General features: G+C 42.4%; 15 protein-coding genes. 8 read left to right on the top strand and 7 right to left on the bottom strand.

Annotation, left to right across the window (positions count from 1 at the left end):
- Positions 1-33: 33 nt before the first annotated feature.
- Together ACEZ3G_RS06790 and ACEZ3G_RS06785 are read right to left on the bottom strand one after the other, a co-directional pair.
- Complete coding sequence (locus ACEZ3G_RS06790; protein ID WP_432424686.1) at positions 34-1,122, bottom strand: acyltransferase family protein; 1,089 nt, start codon at positions 1,120-1,122, stop codon at positions 34-36.
- Between the two features lie 11 nt (positions 1,123-1,133).
- Positions 1,134-2,945, bottom strand: coding sequence for a sodium:solute symporter family protein (locus tag ACEZ3G_RS06785; protein WP_432424685.1), 1,812 nt, complete (start codon positions 2,943-2,945; stop codon positions 1,134-1,136).
- An 88-nt stretch (positions 2,946-3,033) separates the two neighbouring features.
- Between ACEZ3G_RS06785 and ACEZ3G_RS06780 the strand changes: the two genes are divergently transcribed.
- From ACEZ3G_RS06780 to ACEZ3G_RS06770, 3 genes are read left to right on the top strand one after another with little or no spacing between them, the layout of a single operon-like run.
- Positions 3,034-3,777 (top strand): sulfite exporter TauE/SafE family protein, encoded by a 744-nt coding sequence (locus ACEZ3G_RS06780; protein WP_432425156.1) that lies wholly within the window; start codon positions 3,034-3,036, stop codon positions 3,775-3,777.
- 59 nt (positions 3,778-3,836) lie between these two features.
- Entirely contained in the window at positions 3,837-4,067 is a 231-nt protein-coding gene (locus ACEZ3G_RS06775) for a hypothetical protein (protein ID WP_432424684.1), read from the top strand.
- Between the two features lie 24 nt (positions 4,068-4,091).
- Positions 4,092-5,237: an AGE family epimerase/isomerase gene (locus ACEZ3G_RS06770; protein ID WP_432424683.1), complete on the top strand. Its 1,146-nt coding sequence runs from the start codon at positions 4,092-4,094 to the stop codon at positions 5,235-5,237.
- Positions 5,238-5,756: 519 nt separating this feature from the next.
- Here the strand turns inward: ACEZ3G_RS06770 and ACEZ3G_RS06765 are convergent.
- The 5 genes from ACEZ3G_RS06765 to ACEZ3G_RS06745 form a co-directional block, all read right to left on the bottom strand.
- Positions 5,757-6,032 carry a hypothetical protein gene (locus tag ACEZ3G_RS06765; RefSeq protein ID WP_432424682.1) on the bottom strand — a complete coding sequence of 92 codons (276 nt, stop codon included), beginning with the start codon at positions 6,030-6,032 and terminating at the stop codon, positions 5,757-5,759.
- Between the two features lie 258 nt (positions 6,033-6,290).
- Entirely contained in the window at positions 6,291-7,817 is a 1,527-nt protein-coding gene (locus ACEZ3G_RS06760; RefSeq protein ID WP_432424681.1) for an ATP-binding response regulator, read from the bottom strand.
- Positions 7,810-8,307, bottom strand: coding sequence for a Rab family GTPase (locus ACEZ3G_RS06755; protein WP_432424680.1), 498 nt, complete (start codon positions 8,305-8,307; stop codon positions 7,810-7,812). Before ACEZ3G_RS06755 ends, ACEZ3G_RS06760 begins: the two co-directional genes overlap by 8 nt.
- Positions 8,294-9,145, bottom strand: a complete 852-nt coding sequence (locus tag ACEZ3G_RS06750; RefSeq protein WP_432424679.1) for a cell envelope biogenesis protein OmpA — start codon at positions 9,143-9,145, stop codon at positions 8,294-8,296. The genes ACEZ3G_RS06755 and ACEZ3G_RS06750 overlap by 14 nt, the downstream gene beginning before the upstream one ends.
- Positions 9,146-9,165: 20 nt before the next feature.
- Positions 9,166-9,525 carry a fructose 1,6-bisphosphatase gene (locus ACEZ3G_RS06745; RefSeq protein ID WP_432424678.1) on the bottom strand — a complete coding sequence of 120 codons (360 nt, stop codon included), beginning with the start codon at positions 9,523-9,525 and terminating at the stop codon, positions 9,166-9,168.
- A 392-nt stretch (positions 9,526-9,917) separates the two neighbouring features.
- On the opposite strand from ACEZ3G_RS06745, the gene ACEZ3G_RS06740 reads away from it, so the two are divergent.
- From ACEZ3G_RS06740 to ACEZ3G_RS06720, 5 genes are read left to right on the top strand one after another with little or no spacing between them, the layout of a single operon-like run.
- The gene (locus ACEZ3G_RS06740; RefSeq protein ID WP_432424677.1) at positions 9,918-11,303 is read left to right on the top strand and encodes a tryptophanase; all 1,386 of its coding nucleotides are present in this window, start codon (positions 9,918-9,920) and stop codon (positions 11,301-11,303) included.
- Positions 11,304-11,311: 8 nt separating this feature from the next.
- On the top strand, positions 11,312-12,460 hold the full coding sequence (locus ACEZ3G_RS06735; RefSeq protein WP_432424676.1) for an iron-containing alcohol dehydrogenase: 1,149 nt from the start codon (positions 11,312-11,314) through the stop codon (positions 12,458-12,460).
- A 9-nt stretch (positions 12,461-12,469) separates the two neighbouring features.
- Positions 12,470-13,174 carry a ribulose-phosphate 3-epimerase gene (locus ACEZ3G_RS06730; RefSeq protein WP_432424675.1) on the top strand — a complete coding sequence of 235 codons (705 nt, stop codon included), beginning with the start codon at positions 12,470-12,472 and terminating at the stop codon, positions 13,172-13,174.
- A gap of 6 nt (positions 13,175-13,180) precedes the next feature.
- Positions 13,181-13,606, top strand: a complete 426-nt coding sequence (locus ACEZ3G_RS06725; RefSeq protein WP_432424674.1) for a PTS sugar transporter subunit IIA — start codon at positions 13,181-13,183, stop codon at positions 13,604-13,606.
- Between the two features lie 12 nt (positions 13,607-13,618).
- Positions 13,619-14,677, top strand: coding sequence for a PTS fructose transporter subunit IIC (locus ACEZ3G_RS06720; protein ID WP_432424673.1), 1,059 nt, complete (start codon positions 13,619-13,621; stop codon positions 14,675-14,677).
- The last annotated feature ends 14 nt before the right edge of the window (positions 14,678-14,691 follow it).

Here is a 14,691-nt window from a genome sequence, read left to right as displayed (position 1 = left end):
TCTTCATGGCGATTCAGGTGTGCCCGAAAACAACTAAACCTTCACGAAAATCCCTTTTCTAAAGAGTACAAACGCCAATAGGCAGTAAAAGGCGACAACACTCAAGCCGTACAGCAATGAAGATAGCTGCATCGACATAAAATCGTGTACATAAACCGTATCAAAAAGCCAACCATGCAACGATTGATCCTCGGTCATCTTTATCATCCCCATTATTTTACTGATGAAGCTTGACAAAAAATAAAGTATGATGGCGTTCGCCCCTGCATAACGAAAAATGCTTCCGAACTTAACGCCTTTTACATCGGTCAAGTAATAGATCAATGCCAGAACAAGATTGGCCCATCCTGCAGTTACAAGAACGAAGCTGCTTGTCCATAATGCCTTGTTGATCGGAAAGAAGATATCCCATAAATGTCCTAAAATCAAAAGTGCGCCACCAATACCAAACAATATTGTGGCCTTTTTTTCTTGTTTTGAAATCAAAATCAATCCAGTAAAGATTCCCAGCAACGAGCTACAGATAGCTGGTAAGGTGCTCAGAAGACCCTCGGGATCGTAATCGGCCTTGTAATTGTGCGATCCGAAAACCTTTACGTCGATAAAATTGGCGAGATTGTTGGGGGCGCGATCGAAAGTAGATTCCATGCCCTGCACGGGGACAAACCCCATTAATAACCAATAGCCGATCAAAATGACCGCACAAATGCCGATCAAGGTCTTCCAATTGAAATTTAGAAATAGAATGGAAGCAAAGAAAAATACGACCCCGATACGTTGTAGCACACCAGGAAATCTGATATCGGCAAAATCCTTTATGAAAGGAAAACTAAGTGTAAACGCACCAAGGAACAATCCGAGTCCGATCAACTTAAGTGTTCGAACCACAATTTTTTTATAGGTCTTCGAGTTTGTCGGTTTGTTTTTATAGGCAAAGACAATCGATGTGCCTACAATAAAAAGGAAAAAAGGAAAGACCAGATCGGTCGGCGTATAGCCATGCCATTCGGCATGGAGAAACGGGGCGTAAACGGCCGACCATGTGCCGGGTGTGTTCACCAAGATCATCAAAATGATGGTCGCGCCCCTAAATATATCGACCGAAAGTATTCTTTCTTTCATGATTGCTCGGATTATAAAATATGATCCTTCATTCGGTTCCAAGCTTTGATCAACAAGAATCCAGAAACCAAGGCAATAGCGGATAAAATCATTGCAGACATCGTTTTGCCATAAATCCAATATCCTGTTGCGAACATAATCGAATAGATGAGTACGACCCCAAGAACCATTGCCGTTATACCAGAAGGAACGCTCCATTTTTCACCTGCCTTGACAATCTCGATATTATCATTTTGTGCCTTATCGACCACTTTTGACCATCCGGGACCGCCCGGTTGTATTTTTTTATAGAATGAACGCAGCGTTTCATCCGATTCAGGTTGCGTCAAAAAAGTCGCGGTCAACCAAATGGCCGTAGTAACAACAACTACAAACGGATAATTTGCCCACTCTGGAAATACCCCTGTGCCCGGAGCAAAAAGAAAATCCCCTATATCTGTAGTAGCTAAAAGAATGACCAGAATACCAGATGCGAACATGGCTGTAATTTCACTCCAAGCGTTGATACGCCACCAAAACCATCGAAGAATAAAAACCAACCCGGTACCTGCACCAAATTGTATCAACAAATCGAATACCTCAAATGCATTCTGTAGGGTCAGGGCAAATAAGGCACTCAAGACCATCAGGGCAATCGTTGATATTCTCCCGACGGCCACCATCTGTTTTTCAGTGGCATCAGGATTAATTTGTCTCTTATAAAAATCGAATACTATATAAGAAGATCCCCAGTTCAATTGCGTTGAAATCGTACTCATATAGGCAGCGATCAAAGAGGCCAATACAACGCCAAGAAGTCCGCTGGGCAATTTTGTCAACATGGCGGAATAGGCCAAATCATGCCCAAGCTTACTTTCAGCGACATTTGGAAAAGCCTCATGTATACTAGCAATATCAGGATAAACCACCAATGAGGCCAACGCTACCAAAATCCATGGCCAAGGGCGCAGGGCATAATGCATGATATTGAAGAAAAAAGTAGCCCCAATCGCATGGTTCTCATCCTTGGCCGCCAACATACGTTGCGCGATATAACCTCCGCCACCTGGTTCTGCCCCGGGATACCATGAACTCCACCATTGCACCGCAATTGGAATGATGAATAGAGTAATCAGAACCTGGGTATTATCGAAATCTGGTAAGATGTTCAATTTACTCGTGACGTTATCATTAGACATCAATGCCTCAATACCCCCTACTTCTGGAATATTCACCAAGTAATATGCAGCCCCGATAGCACCCGACATAGCCACAAAAAATAAAAGAAAATCGGTATAAACAACGCCCTTAAAACCTCCCAACGCGCTAAAAATTACCGTGATAAGTCCAGCCCCCACAACGGTTTCCCAGGGTTCAAGACCCAACATTATTCCACCGATTTTTATTGCGGCCAAGGTAACCGAAGCCATGGTTATTATATTGAACAAGGCCCCGAGATATACTGCACGAAATTTTCTTAAAAAACTTGCCGGCTTGCCGCCATAACGCATTTCATAGAACTCCAAGTCTGTATTGACATTCGATTTACGCCAGAGTTTGGCATAAACGAACACCGTGAGCATCCCTGTCAATAAGAAGCACCACCAAACCCAGTTGCCAGAAACACCTGTAGTTCGAACAATATCGGTAACCAAATTCGGGGTGTCGGTAGAAAAGGTGGTCGCTACCATAGAGAGGCCCAATAGCCACCAGGGCATTGTTCTTCCGGAAAGAAAAAACTCGGTCGAATTCTTTCCCGACTTTTTCGAAACGTAAACCCCGATACCAAGTACCAAAGAGAAGAATACAATGATAAAACTATAGTCAAGTGTGCTGAGTTCCATTGGTCAGAAAATTGGTTGATCGCTAAAGATAGAATTTTTTAGGATACATTTGCCCATTGTTCGCTAAACCTGGTCTTTGCTACTCTCAATGACATCTGAAATATCACCAACGGCATGGATGCTTGCTGCTTCGGCCGCCTTGGTAATAGGTTTGTCGAAGGCAGGGATCAAGGGTATAGCTGTTGTGAACGTTACGTTGATGGCATTGGCCTTTGAAACAAAAGAATCGACCGGCATTGTGGTTCCCTTACTGATTATCGGCGATCTCTTTGCCGTGATCTATTACAACAGACATGCCCAATGGTCTTATATATTGAAATTTCTCCCATGGATAATTCTTGGTATTCTCATCGGTGTCCTAATCGGTAACGATCTTGATGAAAACACCTTTAAAATTTGGATGGCGGCCATTATCTTGATAAGTGTCGCAATGATGTACTGGTGGGACCGTCGCAAATCAAAGGCCGTACCTAGCCATTGGCTTTTCGCAAGTATGGTAGGTATGATGGCCGGAATAACCACTATGATCGGCAATCTGGGAGGGGCGTTCAGCAATATTTACTTTCTGGCCATGCGCGTGCCCAAAAATCAATTTATAGGCACCGCAGCTTGGTTGTTTCTGATAATCAATCTCTTTAAACTCCCCTTTCACATTTATGTATGGGAAACGATCACAACGCAGACATTGATTATAAACCTCAAATTATTGCCGGCCATTTTCATCGGATTTTTTATCGGACTGCGCTTGGTGAAAATTATCAAGGAGGATTTTTACCGCAAAATGATTTTGGTGCTGACCGCCCTAGGTGCCATCCTGATATTATTCCGATAGTTCGAAACCCTACCTTTCCGAATTTTCAGTAGTTTTATCTAGAACCTAGAACAAGCAAAATGATTGCCATAGGCGAAATTTCTCTTTTACGGCGCTTCCCTGTGGTTTTGGTCTTCTCTTGTCATATACTTTGTTTTTCCTGTAGGCAACAACATCCCGAACCCGTATCACACGAAGCTGAAATATTGCGCGAACTGCAAGTTGCCTTAAATGGGCTTTCCGAGATTTGGTACCCTAAAGCCATAGACAGTGTACAGGGTGGCTTTTGGTCCGATTTTGATAGTGAATGAAATAAAGTAGGGAAGCAGAACAAAATGTTGGTAAGCCAGGCCCGCCATGTTTGGACGGCATCAACCTTGGCCATATTCTATCAAGACCGAAAATATGAGCAAATTGCCAAACACGGTTTCCAATTCCTGAAAGACCGCATGTGGGATCAAGAAAATGGTGGTTTCCATACCCTATTTGGCATAGACGGCGATTCACTAAAATTGCTATCTACGGGCAAAAGTACATACGGAAATTCATTTGCCATATACGCGCTGTCCACATATTACAAGGTCTCAAAAGATACCATAGCCCTTGACCTTGCGAAAAAAACCTTCCAATGGTTGGAAGAACATGCCCGCGACCCTGAATACAAAGGCTATTTTGATGTATTGAAAATGGATGGTTCCTGGATGCTCGACTTAAAGCAAAACGATAAGAACTATGACAATTTCATTCGAAAAGACTGGAAGGACCAAAACTCGTCGATACATCTTATGGAGAGCTTTACAGCACTTTACGAGGTCTGGCCCGATCCTTTGGTAAAAAAACGATTGGAAGAACTTCTTCTGTTGATCCGAGATACCATTACAACTGAAAAAGGTTATTTGACCCTGCACCTACAAAGGGATTGGACACCTGTGTCATTAAGCGATTCTTCAGAAACCTACCGAAAACAACATTTTTACCTAGACCATGTTTCATTTGGCCATGATGTCGAAACCGCCTTTTTGCTTTTGGAAGCTTCCCGCGTTTTGGAAAGGGAAAATGATTCGACTACAATGATAAAGGCAAAAAAAATGGTAGACCATGCCCTTGATTGGGGTTGGGATCGCAAAAAAGGAGGGTTTTATGAAGGAGGCTATTATTGGGGAATGACCGGCGACCGAACTATCGAGGACAATGAAAAAGTATGGTGGACACAGGCAGAAGGACTGAACTCACTGCTATTAATGTCAAAAATATATCCGAAAGAAAACCGTTATTACGAGTTGTTCAAAAAACAATGGCAATATATCGATACATACTTGATCGACCATGAGTTCGGTGGTTGGTACGATGCAGGGCTTGATACGAGTCCCCAGGCAAAAAACAGGGCGAAAGCCCAAATATGGAAGGCCAACTATCATGACGGCAGATCCCTGATCAATGCAATAAAAATGTTGGAAGACAGGTTTGACCTGACCGATTAGCAGATGAAAATATAAGAATGGAAACTATGCGCATGCATTTTCATAGCACGCTTAAGTTTATGGTCACTTACCGTTCTTGATTCTTTTGTGGCCAACTATTTTGTTCTAAAGATTCGAACGAAAAAAGACATTCAGAAAAACGTTCTAAATGCCCTTTAGGGGAACTGTCACAAAATTGAATATCGAGTTTTTAGCTTCTTAAAGCTTAATGGGAAGATTCCATAACTATTTTTGCTATTAAGAGCAGCACGATCAAAATAACCAAGATCGCTAAAGATTTTCTCATACGCATCACATTCTTTTTAAGCACAACACTTTCTTTCCGATTATCAAAAGGCCCTGAGTTCTCAGGGCCCTTCAAACCAACCTAACTAATCAAAACTCTCTTTTATATCACCAAATTCAGTTGGACGATCTTTCATTGCATAGGCTCCACTATGCAACTGCATTTCAAAAATCGAATTTTAAACAAGGTCGATATCGGACAACATACATGGTTAGTGTTAGTATAGCCCTACTTTAAATTTTCCTTGCCACTTTTATTCTAAAAGTATTATGGGTCAAGTTCACATTATCGATCAATTCTTTTTTTTTGAATCCTATCAAGTTGCTTTTTATCCTTCCAATCGTTCCTTCGTAAAACTTGAGCCACATGGCATTGACCAATTTAGGTTTCAAGACCGTGCGCTTTCCGTAGACAAAGCCGGGTAAAATGATATAAAGGGCCATTAAAAAGACCACCAAACTGGTTCCGAAAAAAATTTGTGCCAAAAGCGAACTATCAATGCCGTTCATAAGTGTTCTTCAGTGCCTGTTCTTTTTGTTCGGTCAAGGATCTCTTGATTCATAAGAACGGCTAAAACTAATAAGTAGCAGATGGTAGGAAAGAAAAAACGAACTCGAGATTATTTTCATCGACAAAAAGCATATTTCATCGACAAAAAGCATATTTGTAGTCATTTTCTTACAATTTGTGCCTTTATACTAATCTTGAGTCAATGCTTAAAACGACATTTAAGGGAAGGAATCTATAAGCAAAACAAAATTTGTTTTCTATCTCAAAACACGAAGTATAGCCTTTATGAGATCTTCTTTTTCAAAGGGCTTGGTCAATACTTTGTTCATTCCCGAAGCCAAATAGGAGGTTATTTGCTCATTGAAGGCATTCGCGGTAAGTCCGATTATGGGTATGTTCTTGATGTTCTTGAAAGGGAACTCCCTTATAAGTCTTGTTAGATGGTCACCGGAAATATTGGGCAAGTCTACATCCATCAAGATGATGTTATATTGATTGTTGACCAATTCTTTCAAAACATCGGCCCCATCATTAAGAATATCCACATTAAAAAACTCTGCGTCAACCAAAGTTTTTAAAATTAAGGTCTGTATTCGTTCATCATCTTCAACGACCAAAAGGTTGACTTTGTCCTTGGCCTTTCTTTTGATATCGCCCTGTATTGGACTTGTACTTCCCTTTAGCGCTTCCTGAACCGGATGCAGTGGGTATTTTAACAAAAGGTCGAAATAAAAAACCGAGCCCTGGCCGACTTGTGAAGTCACTTTGATCTTGCTACCCATCAGTTCTAACAAACCTTTGACGATGGCAAGCCCCAGACCGGAGCCATCTTTGTTCTGGCCAACGTCGAGCTGGGTAAAGCTTTCGAAAATGGATTCCAACGATTCTTCGGGAATACCGACCCCTGTATCAGCGACTTCGAAACGGATACTTACCTTGTTGGCCCACTTCTGATTAAAGGATAACGAAAACGAAATTTTACCACTATCGGTGTACTTCAGCGCATTGTCGAGCAGATTGGTAAGTATCTGGTACAACCGCAGTCGATCCCCTTCGACAAAATCAGGAATTCGCTCATCAAAAACAGCGACGAGTTCTATATTTTTTTGCTTGGTCTTCGTTTTATAGGTGAATTCAAGCAGCCGAAAAAGTTTGGTCAGATCAAACGGTTTTTCTTGCAAATGCAACTTGCCACTTTCAATTGCGCCAAGGCTAAGAATATCTTCGAGCATAAGTTTGAGAGCGGCGTTAGATTCCTGTAAAAAATCGAGCATTTTTCGTTGCTGGTCCGTCAACGAGGTATCAGATAGAATATTGGCTATTGCCACTATGCTCGTCAAAGGGTTTCTGATTTCGTGGCTGAAATTCTGGATAAATAGATTTTTGAAGCGCTCACGTTCTTCCAACTCATTGTTCTTGATTACAGTCAACTCGGTCTTGATTACCGATTCGTTTCTTGCCTGGGCAGCACTTTGATACGACTCATAATGTTCGGTAAGATCGTGAATTACGAGTACGGCATGGGGTTCTTCCTTACTGATAGAAATGTCTACAATACGAAAATCTCCCTGCAAGGAAAGGTGGATGCATAAGAACTTGAAAACCTTTGTTTCGCTTTCGATCAATGACGGTACGCTCTCAAAAAAAGGATGCAATTCTGTTATCGACTCACCTTGGGCAACGTGAAAAATACTGTTGTCGCTTGCGACCACGACACTATCGTTATCCAACAAGATCAACTGTAGGCTTTCGTTAATAAATCGTTGTCGGTATTCGTTAAGCATCTTCTTGTAAAAGGGTCGCCATTTTGTAAAACAAGTCCTCTACAGCACTTCCGGTCTTTGCGCTTGAAAGAAAATCGTACGCAATATCGTTCTCGCCAAGAACGGTTATCAAGTCATTGGCATCTACGAGATCCATTTTGTTGCCAACCACGATTATCGGAACGGATCGCAATTTCTCGGCAACTACCTTAAGGTCTTCGTTCAGATTTTGAAAGGTCGACGGTCGGGTAACATCAAAAACGAAAACGGCGCCATGGGTTCCCAAAAGATAGGAATTCCTAATCGTAGTGATGTCATCGGTTCCTTCTAAATCCCATAAAATAAGTGAGACCGAGTTTCCTGCGGAGATTTCCACCACTTTTTTGGTAATATGCACCCCAATGGTAACTTTATACTTATCGGAGAACACGTCGCTTACGAACCTTCTGATCAACGAGGTCTTGCCGACCCCGAAATGGCCCAAAACCACCAGTTTTTTAGATCTGTGCATTGCCAAAACTTTGGGCCAATTTTCGTTCAAGGCGACGCCTATCTACAGGAACTGCCGCTTTTTCGGCATTCAATGTTTCAAAGACAAGGTCAAGGTTCATGGCCATATAACCATGGTAAAAATCGAAGATAAGGTCTTGAAGTTTGTTTTTGGCCCCAAGTGAATAATTGCCGGAAATCACAACGGCAATATAATGCGTTACAAAGCTCTGCAGGTGTATTTGATAGTTTTCATATTCAATCAGTTCTAGTTCTTGACCTTTTTGATTGAAGGCATCCTCAACGAACGACTTGATCGCGGTGAACATGCCCGAGATCATTTCTTCGTCGATTGTTTTCGATTTGGTGTACCCTGCCTTTAAGATTCCCGAATCCTTTTCTATCAACAACACCTGTTCGATCTTTGCAGATGAAAGTTCGTCAAGTAACTGCTGATCTTCGCTTACCCCAAAGAACAACGATTTGATCTTTCTTTTCCAGCGTTTCAAGAACCCCAGCTGGCCGTCTATTTTTTCCGAAAGCAGCTTCATTTCCTGGGCCACATATTTTTTCACCATTTTACCCAGTACGGGATACAATGCATCGACCACCTCATCTTTGTGGTTCTTGATTTCTTCCTTTAAAGTGGCGGTAATTGTCGGGCCCAAGGTTTGGGGGATGCTTCTCGTAAACTCCTCCAATTCATGCTCTATGATAGGATGAACCTTTTTTGAAAGTTTTTTCTTCTCGTTTACGGTACGCTCTAGAATATCAACCCTCTTGGATATTCTCTCCTCGAATTCACGGTCATCCGTAAATAAGATATCCTTAAGGATTTCTATTTTGTCATTCTCGTTCATTAAGAGGAGTTTTTGCCCGTCTATTTCTTGCTTACCTTCTCGCCCAGTTCAATTAGCAATTTGCCGAGCATTCTTTTGTTTACGGCATCATCCTCTAAATTATCGATCCTATTCTCCAGGTTTTTTTCGACTTCGGTAATACGGATGTTCACATCGGTCGCGATATTGTCGATAGAGGTGTTAAGGTCGTTCCTGACCTGCTCTATCAAATCTTCCAACACTTTTTTCTTGTCGAGTATATCTTTTTTGAGCGATTCGAATTCAGAATCATAAGCCTCGATGGTTTCACCGAATATCAAGTTTCGTATGGTCTCGATCTTCGAGGTATTGCCCTCGACCTTGCCGTTGAGCTTAAATACTGTTTGGTCGTTTTTTGACATAATTCTCATTTATTGTTGTTGCCCTAGGAGCTTGCTTTTGACGCCGAATAGCCTGTAATTGCTAAAAAAGGCAGCGGGCTAATTTACAATATTTTAGTTATCTTATTCAAAGATCCCATCTAAAATCTGATTGCTTAAAATGGCGATATTTGTTCGCAAAGAACCTTTATTTGCCCCATGTACAAACTTTATAAAACTTGGAGGTATTCGGTCACCCTGATTCTTATGTGGTTTTTCATTACTGTTTGGCCCTAACCCATCAACTACGGCGACTAAGGTTTTCTATCGATACGTTTGGTCAAGTTTTATTACATTTACGAGGGCCTTCATTTGAATGACATTAAATCTTTGCCCAAACCAAACCCGTTATCAGACCAATTAAAGATTATTGCATGAAATTTTTGAATGCCGAGCCGTTTCGTATCAAAGTAGTCGAACCGATTAAAAAATCAACCCGAGCAGAAAGAGAAAAATGGATTGAAGATGCCTATTACAATGTTTTCAAGCTAAAAGCGGAGCACGTCTATATCGACATGTTGACGGACAGCGGAACGACGGCCATGAGCTCAAATCAATGGGCAGGAATGATGAGGGGCGACGAGTCTTATGCAGGCGCCAAAAGTTACTTCAAATTCGAGAAGGCTGCCCAAGATATTTTAGGTTTTCCCTATGTGCAGCCCACGCACCAAGGCAGGGCAGCTGATTTTATCATGTCACAACTTTACGCAAAAAATGGAGGCTACATACCAGGAAATATGCACTTCGACAGTTTTAAGGGGCATGCAGAAGTAGCTGGTTCAATTCCGGTCGATCTTATCGTGGAGGAGGGTCGCACAGCGAATACCCTTGACCATCCTTTCAAAGGAAATATGGATGTCACTAAATTAAAAGCCTTGATCGATGAAAAAGGAAAGGACAACATTCCGTTGATCATAATGACGGTAACCTGTAATGGAAATGGTGGACAGCCCGTTTCAATGGCAAACATAAAAGAGGTATCTGCAATTGCAAAAAAGTACGGCATCCCGTTTATGATCGATGCGGCACGATTCGCCGAAAACTGCTACTTCATCAAAAAACGCGAAGTAGGTTATAAACATAAGACCGTCAAAGAAATAACCCTTGAAATGTTCTCATATGCTGATGGATGTGTCATGAGTTCAAAAAAAGATGGGATGGTCAACATCGGTGGATTTATATGTACGCGACATAAAGAGTTGGTTCCCATGCTCAACTTGTTGGCAATCGTTAACGAAGGCTTTATCACCTATGGTGGGCAAAGTGGAAGAGATTTGGAGGCCTTGGCCATTGGCCTCGATGAAGGTACAGAGGAAGATTATCTTGAATATCGCATTGAACAAGTAAAATATTTAGGTGATGAACTCCATAAGAGAGGTGTTCCGATTATCAAGCCTACCGGCGGGCACGGGGTCTATATAGATGCCAGAAAATTCTATCCTCATATTCCGCAAGGTGAGTTTCCAGGTCAGGCTATGGTAGTCGAACTCTATCGAACCGGTGGTGTGCGAGGAGTAGAATTAGGGTCTTGCGCTTTCTCCAAAAAAGATCCGGAAACTGGGGAAGTGACATTTCCTGAACTGGATCTTGTAAGGCTTTCAATTTCTAGAAGGGTATATACCAATAGGCATATGGATGTTGTGGTCAATTCCTTAGCCGATGTTTACGAGCGGAGACATGAAATGAAAGGATTAAAGTTGATATATGAAGGGCCAATATTGAGTCTTCGCCATTTTACCGCAAAATTCAAATTATTATAACCCAGTTTATGAAGAGTTTTAACTTTTTTATGCCTACTCAAATTCGCTTTGGGGTTGGCAGGATCAGTGAATTGAAGGAGGTTTCAGAAAATCTAGGAAAAAAGTGTTTATTGATTTCCAGGCCCTTGAACGGGTCCCAAAAAAAGACCTATGAAAGAATCAATGGCATTCTGAACGAAGCGGGTGTTTCAGTGTTCAATTTTGATGAAATCATTCCAAACCCAACTACGGAAGGCGTCGAAAGGGGTATTGAAAAAGCTGTGGAGCATCAGGTAGATTTCATCCTGGGCGTTGGTGGAGGCTCGGTTATGGACAGTGCCAAACTGATTGCTTTTTTATACAATGCAGAAGCCAAAATCAATTGGGACAATGCTATCGAAAAGTATTCAAATCCGTTCGCGGTAGGGCCAAGCCCTAAAACGTCGTTGCCCTTTGTTGCGGTGTCGACCACTTCGGGCACAGGATCCCAATCGACACAGGCGGCCGTCGTTTCGGATACTAATAACAAAAATAAGGTAACGATTTTTCATTCAGGCCTCTTTCCATACGTATCTATAGTCGATCCCGAGTTAATGCTTACGGTTCCGGCGCATGTAACGGCGGCCACAGGGTTCGATGCATTTACCCACGCTTTCGAAAGCTATTTGGGCAATCTTACCTCTCCTTTGACCGAAAGCATGTCGCTTCAAGCCATTAAAATCGTCTTTGATTATTTGCCGATTGCAATCGAGAATCCTGCTGACATCGAGGCACGCACCCAACTGGCCTGGGCCGATACATTGGCTGGTATTTGCTTGGCAAATGGGGGAGCCCAATTGCCACATCCATTAGGTGAAATCATCGGCGGTATTTGCCCCAGGGTTCCTCACGGTGAAACCTTGGCTATCGTCTATCCTGAATTTTTGAAGTATAAAGAACCCTTGGCCCAAGATAAGTTTGATAGAGTGGCCCGCTACATCAATTCAAAAGATGACGATCGTTCTTTGGGTGAAAGAATTATTGGTCTGATGAAAAAGGTAAGGCTTTCTGAAGCATTGCAACGTGCAAATTTGACTAAGGAGGAGCATAAGGAAATCATGAACCATCCACTTTTAACTTTGTTAATGCCTGAAAATACCGATCAAATAAAAAAAATAATGTCCAATAGTTTGGCATAATATTCCACTATGAAGAAAATAAAGATTGCCGCAGGCTTGGCCCACGTCGATTATGGCCATTTGGCCGACATCGTCAAAGAAGCCAGTGAAGCAGGAGCAGATTATATACATTCAGATGCTGCTGATATGCATGACTTGAAGAATATGCAATTGATGGGCGGACATCAGGTAATAGAGGGCATTAGGCCCTATACCGTCAAGCCGATTGAATGCCATATCTATACCGAAACATGCGATCTATTGTTTATTGAAAAATTGGCAGAGGTAGGTACAAATATGCTGATTCTTCCTGCAGAACATTTTATCGGTGCGCCCTTGGCCTATATTATCAATTGGTGCCGTGAGCGCAAAATGAAATTCGGACTTACTATTGGATTGTATACGCCGCTCTCATTTGTCGAAGAATCGATATATGACATTGACCGCTTGCATATTGTGGTGCACGGAGTCGATGAAACCGATGGAAAAGATAACTGGGGATGGAGAAAATCTTGTTTGGATCTTTTAAGAAGAGCCAGAAAATTGGTCGATGAAAAAAATCCGGATTGTGAGATTGCCATCGACGGAGGAATTCGCGCTGACAACCTTGAAAAACTAATAGAATGTGATCCCGATGTGGTCATTCTTTCATCGGCGATCTTTAAAGATCCGGATGGAATAACCGCAGGAATACAAAAATGTCGGGCCGCTATCGACGCTGCCCAGAAAAAGTAACCTAAAATGATTCCAGAAATTATCCTTGATTTAAAAGCCAAAAACAAAGTAGACGCCATTGATGAATTGGCGCAACTACTTTTTGATACTGCCAAAATCAACGATAAGGACAGTTATATTTCCGACCTCTTGAATCGCGAAAAATTATTGTCCACCTACTGCGGCAGCAATATTGCCATTCCGCATAGTGTGTCCGAAGTTGTGAATGAGGCCTCTTTTGCTTTCGGAAGATCGCAAGGCCTGATCTGGGATGAAGATGATGATATGGTCAACTTTGTCATCATGCTCGCCATTCCAAAATTAAAAGAAGGTGAAGATACTGTACATATCGAAATGATGTCCGCCATAGCCGAACTCGCTTTGGATGATGACATTCGCAAACTTTGGGGAGACGCGACCACCAAACAAGACATTATAAATACCTTCAACTAAAGATCGCCAATCATGAAATTCTGGGAAGAAACCAAGACTATCTTTAAAAACACCGGCATGCACTTTAGAACGGGTGTATCATATATGCTACCCGTTATTCTGATCGGTGGGGTTGCAGGTAGTCTGGCCGTGCTGGGAGGAACGGAAATAGCCGACGGTACCATCTGGAAGATCTTAAAGGACATCGGGGAAATAGGGCTACATTATTTTGTTCCGGTAATGGCAGCCTATACCGCTTATAGTATTTGTGACAATCCCGGAATTGCTCCGGGTTTCATTGTCGGTATCTTGGCACAGCAAATCGATACCGGCTACCTGGGCGCCTTGCTCGGTGGAATCTTGGTCGGTTATGTGACTTATATGCTATTAAAAGTACAATTGCCGAGCATGCTGCAAAGTACATGGGGTTTTATGGCCCCGGTATTCAGCACCATATTGGTCGGCTTGTTCCTGTTCTATGTTGTCGGACCTCCAATTGCCGCATTAATGGCCTTCTTGACCGATTTTCTGACCAATCTTGGCGAGGGCGGTTCTGGAATTTTAGGTGCCGTAATGGGCTTCTTGGGCGGAATAGACTACGGTGGCCCCTTTAGCAAGACCCAAAGTACCTTTGCTACCGCGGTCATGGATATTGATCTATTTGTACCGCTCGGTATATGCGGTGCCATTGTGACCGTACCGCCTTTGGGCATGTGTTTGGCGACTTTTTTGAGACCGAAACTTTACACCAAGACCGAAAAAGAATACGCCAAAAGTTCTTGGCTATATTCCATTATCGGTGGATTCACCGAAATCGTAATCCCGCTAGCGGCAGGAGACTTATGGCGCGTTACCGTCGCCACGGCAATAGGGTCTACCGTTGCGGGAATTATAGCCGGATATTTTCTTTTGGAACTGAGTACGCCCGTTTTGGGTGTTGCACAATGGTTTTTTTACGACAAACCCTTAATTTTCGTACTTTCAGTGGTAATCGGCTCGATTACGGTCGCGTTGGTGGCCAACCTTCTCAAGAGTATGAGCAATAGGGACATTGCCCAACTCGAAAGGGAAGAAGAGGAAGAAATGGATTAATCAAAACTATTCTA

Source organism: Meishania litoralis (assembly GCF_042611095.1).
GTDB lineage: Bacteria > Bacteroidota > Bacteroidia > Flavobacteriales > Flavobacteriaceae > Meishania > Meishania litoralis.
Note: the sequence above shows the minus strand (reverse complement) of the source record. Positions and strands in the feature narration are given on the sequence as shown.

What these genes read in the sequence shown, in the direction of transcription:
- ACEZ3G_RS06790 (WP_432424686.1), bottom strand. Translation starts at nt 1,122, where the DNA reads ATGAAAGAAAGAATACTTTCGGTCGATATATTTAGGGGCGCGACCATC.
- ACEZ3G_RS06785 (WP_432424685.1), bottom strand. Translation starts at nt 2,945, where the DNA reads ATGGAACTCAGCACACTTGACTATAGTTTTATCATTGTATTCTTCTCT.
- ACEZ3G_RS06780 (WP_432425156.1), top strand. Translation starts at nt 3,034, where the DNA reads ATGACATCTGAAATATCACCAACGGCATGGATGCTTGCTGCTTCGGCC.
- ACEZ3G_RS06775 (WP_432424684.1), top strand. Translation starts at nt 3,837, where the DNA reads ATGATTGCCATAGGCGAAATTTCTCTTTTACGGCGCTTCCCTGTGGTT.
- ACEZ3G_RS06770 (WP_432424683.1), top strand. Translation starts at nt 4,092, where the DNA reads ATGTTGGTAAGCCAGGCCCGCCATGTTTGGACGGCATCAACCTTGGCC.
- ACEZ3G_RS06765 (WP_432424682.1), bottom strand. Translation starts at nt 6,032, where the DNA reads ATGAACGGCATTGATAGTTCGCTTTTGGCACAAATTTTTTTCGGAACC.
- ACEZ3G_RS06760 (WP_432424681.1), bottom strand. Translation starts at nt 7,817, where the DNA reads ATGCTTAACGAATACCGACAACGATTTATTAACGAAAGCCTACAGTTG.
- ACEZ3G_RS06755 (WP_432424680.1), bottom strand. Translation starts at nt 8,307, where the DNA reads ATGCACAGATCTAAAAAACTGGTGGTTTTGGGCCATTTCGGGGTCGGC.
- ACEZ3G_RS06750 (WP_432424679.1), bottom strand. Translation starts at nt 9,145, where the DNA reads ATGAACGAGAATGACAAAATAGAAATCCTTAAGGATATCTTATTTACG.
- ACEZ3G_RS06745 (WP_432424678.1), bottom strand. Translation starts at nt 9,525, where the DNA reads ATGTCAAAAAACGACCAAACAGTATTTAAGCTCAACGGCAAGGTCGAG.
- ACEZ3G_RS06740 (WP_432424677.1), top strand. Translation starts at nt 9,918, where the DNA reads ATGAAATTTTTGAATGCCGAGCCGTTTCGTATCAAAGTAGTCGAACCG.
- ACEZ3G_RS06735 (WP_432424676.1), top strand. Translation starts at nt 11,312, where the DNA reads ATGAAGAGTTTTAACTTTTTTATGCCTACTCAAATTCGCTTTGGGGTT.
- ACEZ3G_RS06730 (WP_432424675.1), top strand. Translation starts at nt 12,470, where the DNA reads ATGAAGAAAATAAAGATTGCCGCAGGCTTGGCCCACGTCGATTATGGC.
- ACEZ3G_RS06725 (WP_432424674.1), top strand. Translation starts at nt 13,181, where the DNA reads ATGATTCCAGAAATTATCCTTGATTTAAAAGCCAAAAACAAAGTAGAC.
- ACEZ3G_RS06720 (WP_432424673.1), top strand. Translation starts at nt 13,619, where the DNA reads ATGAAATTCTGGGAAGAAACCAAGACTATCTTTAAAAACACCGGCATG.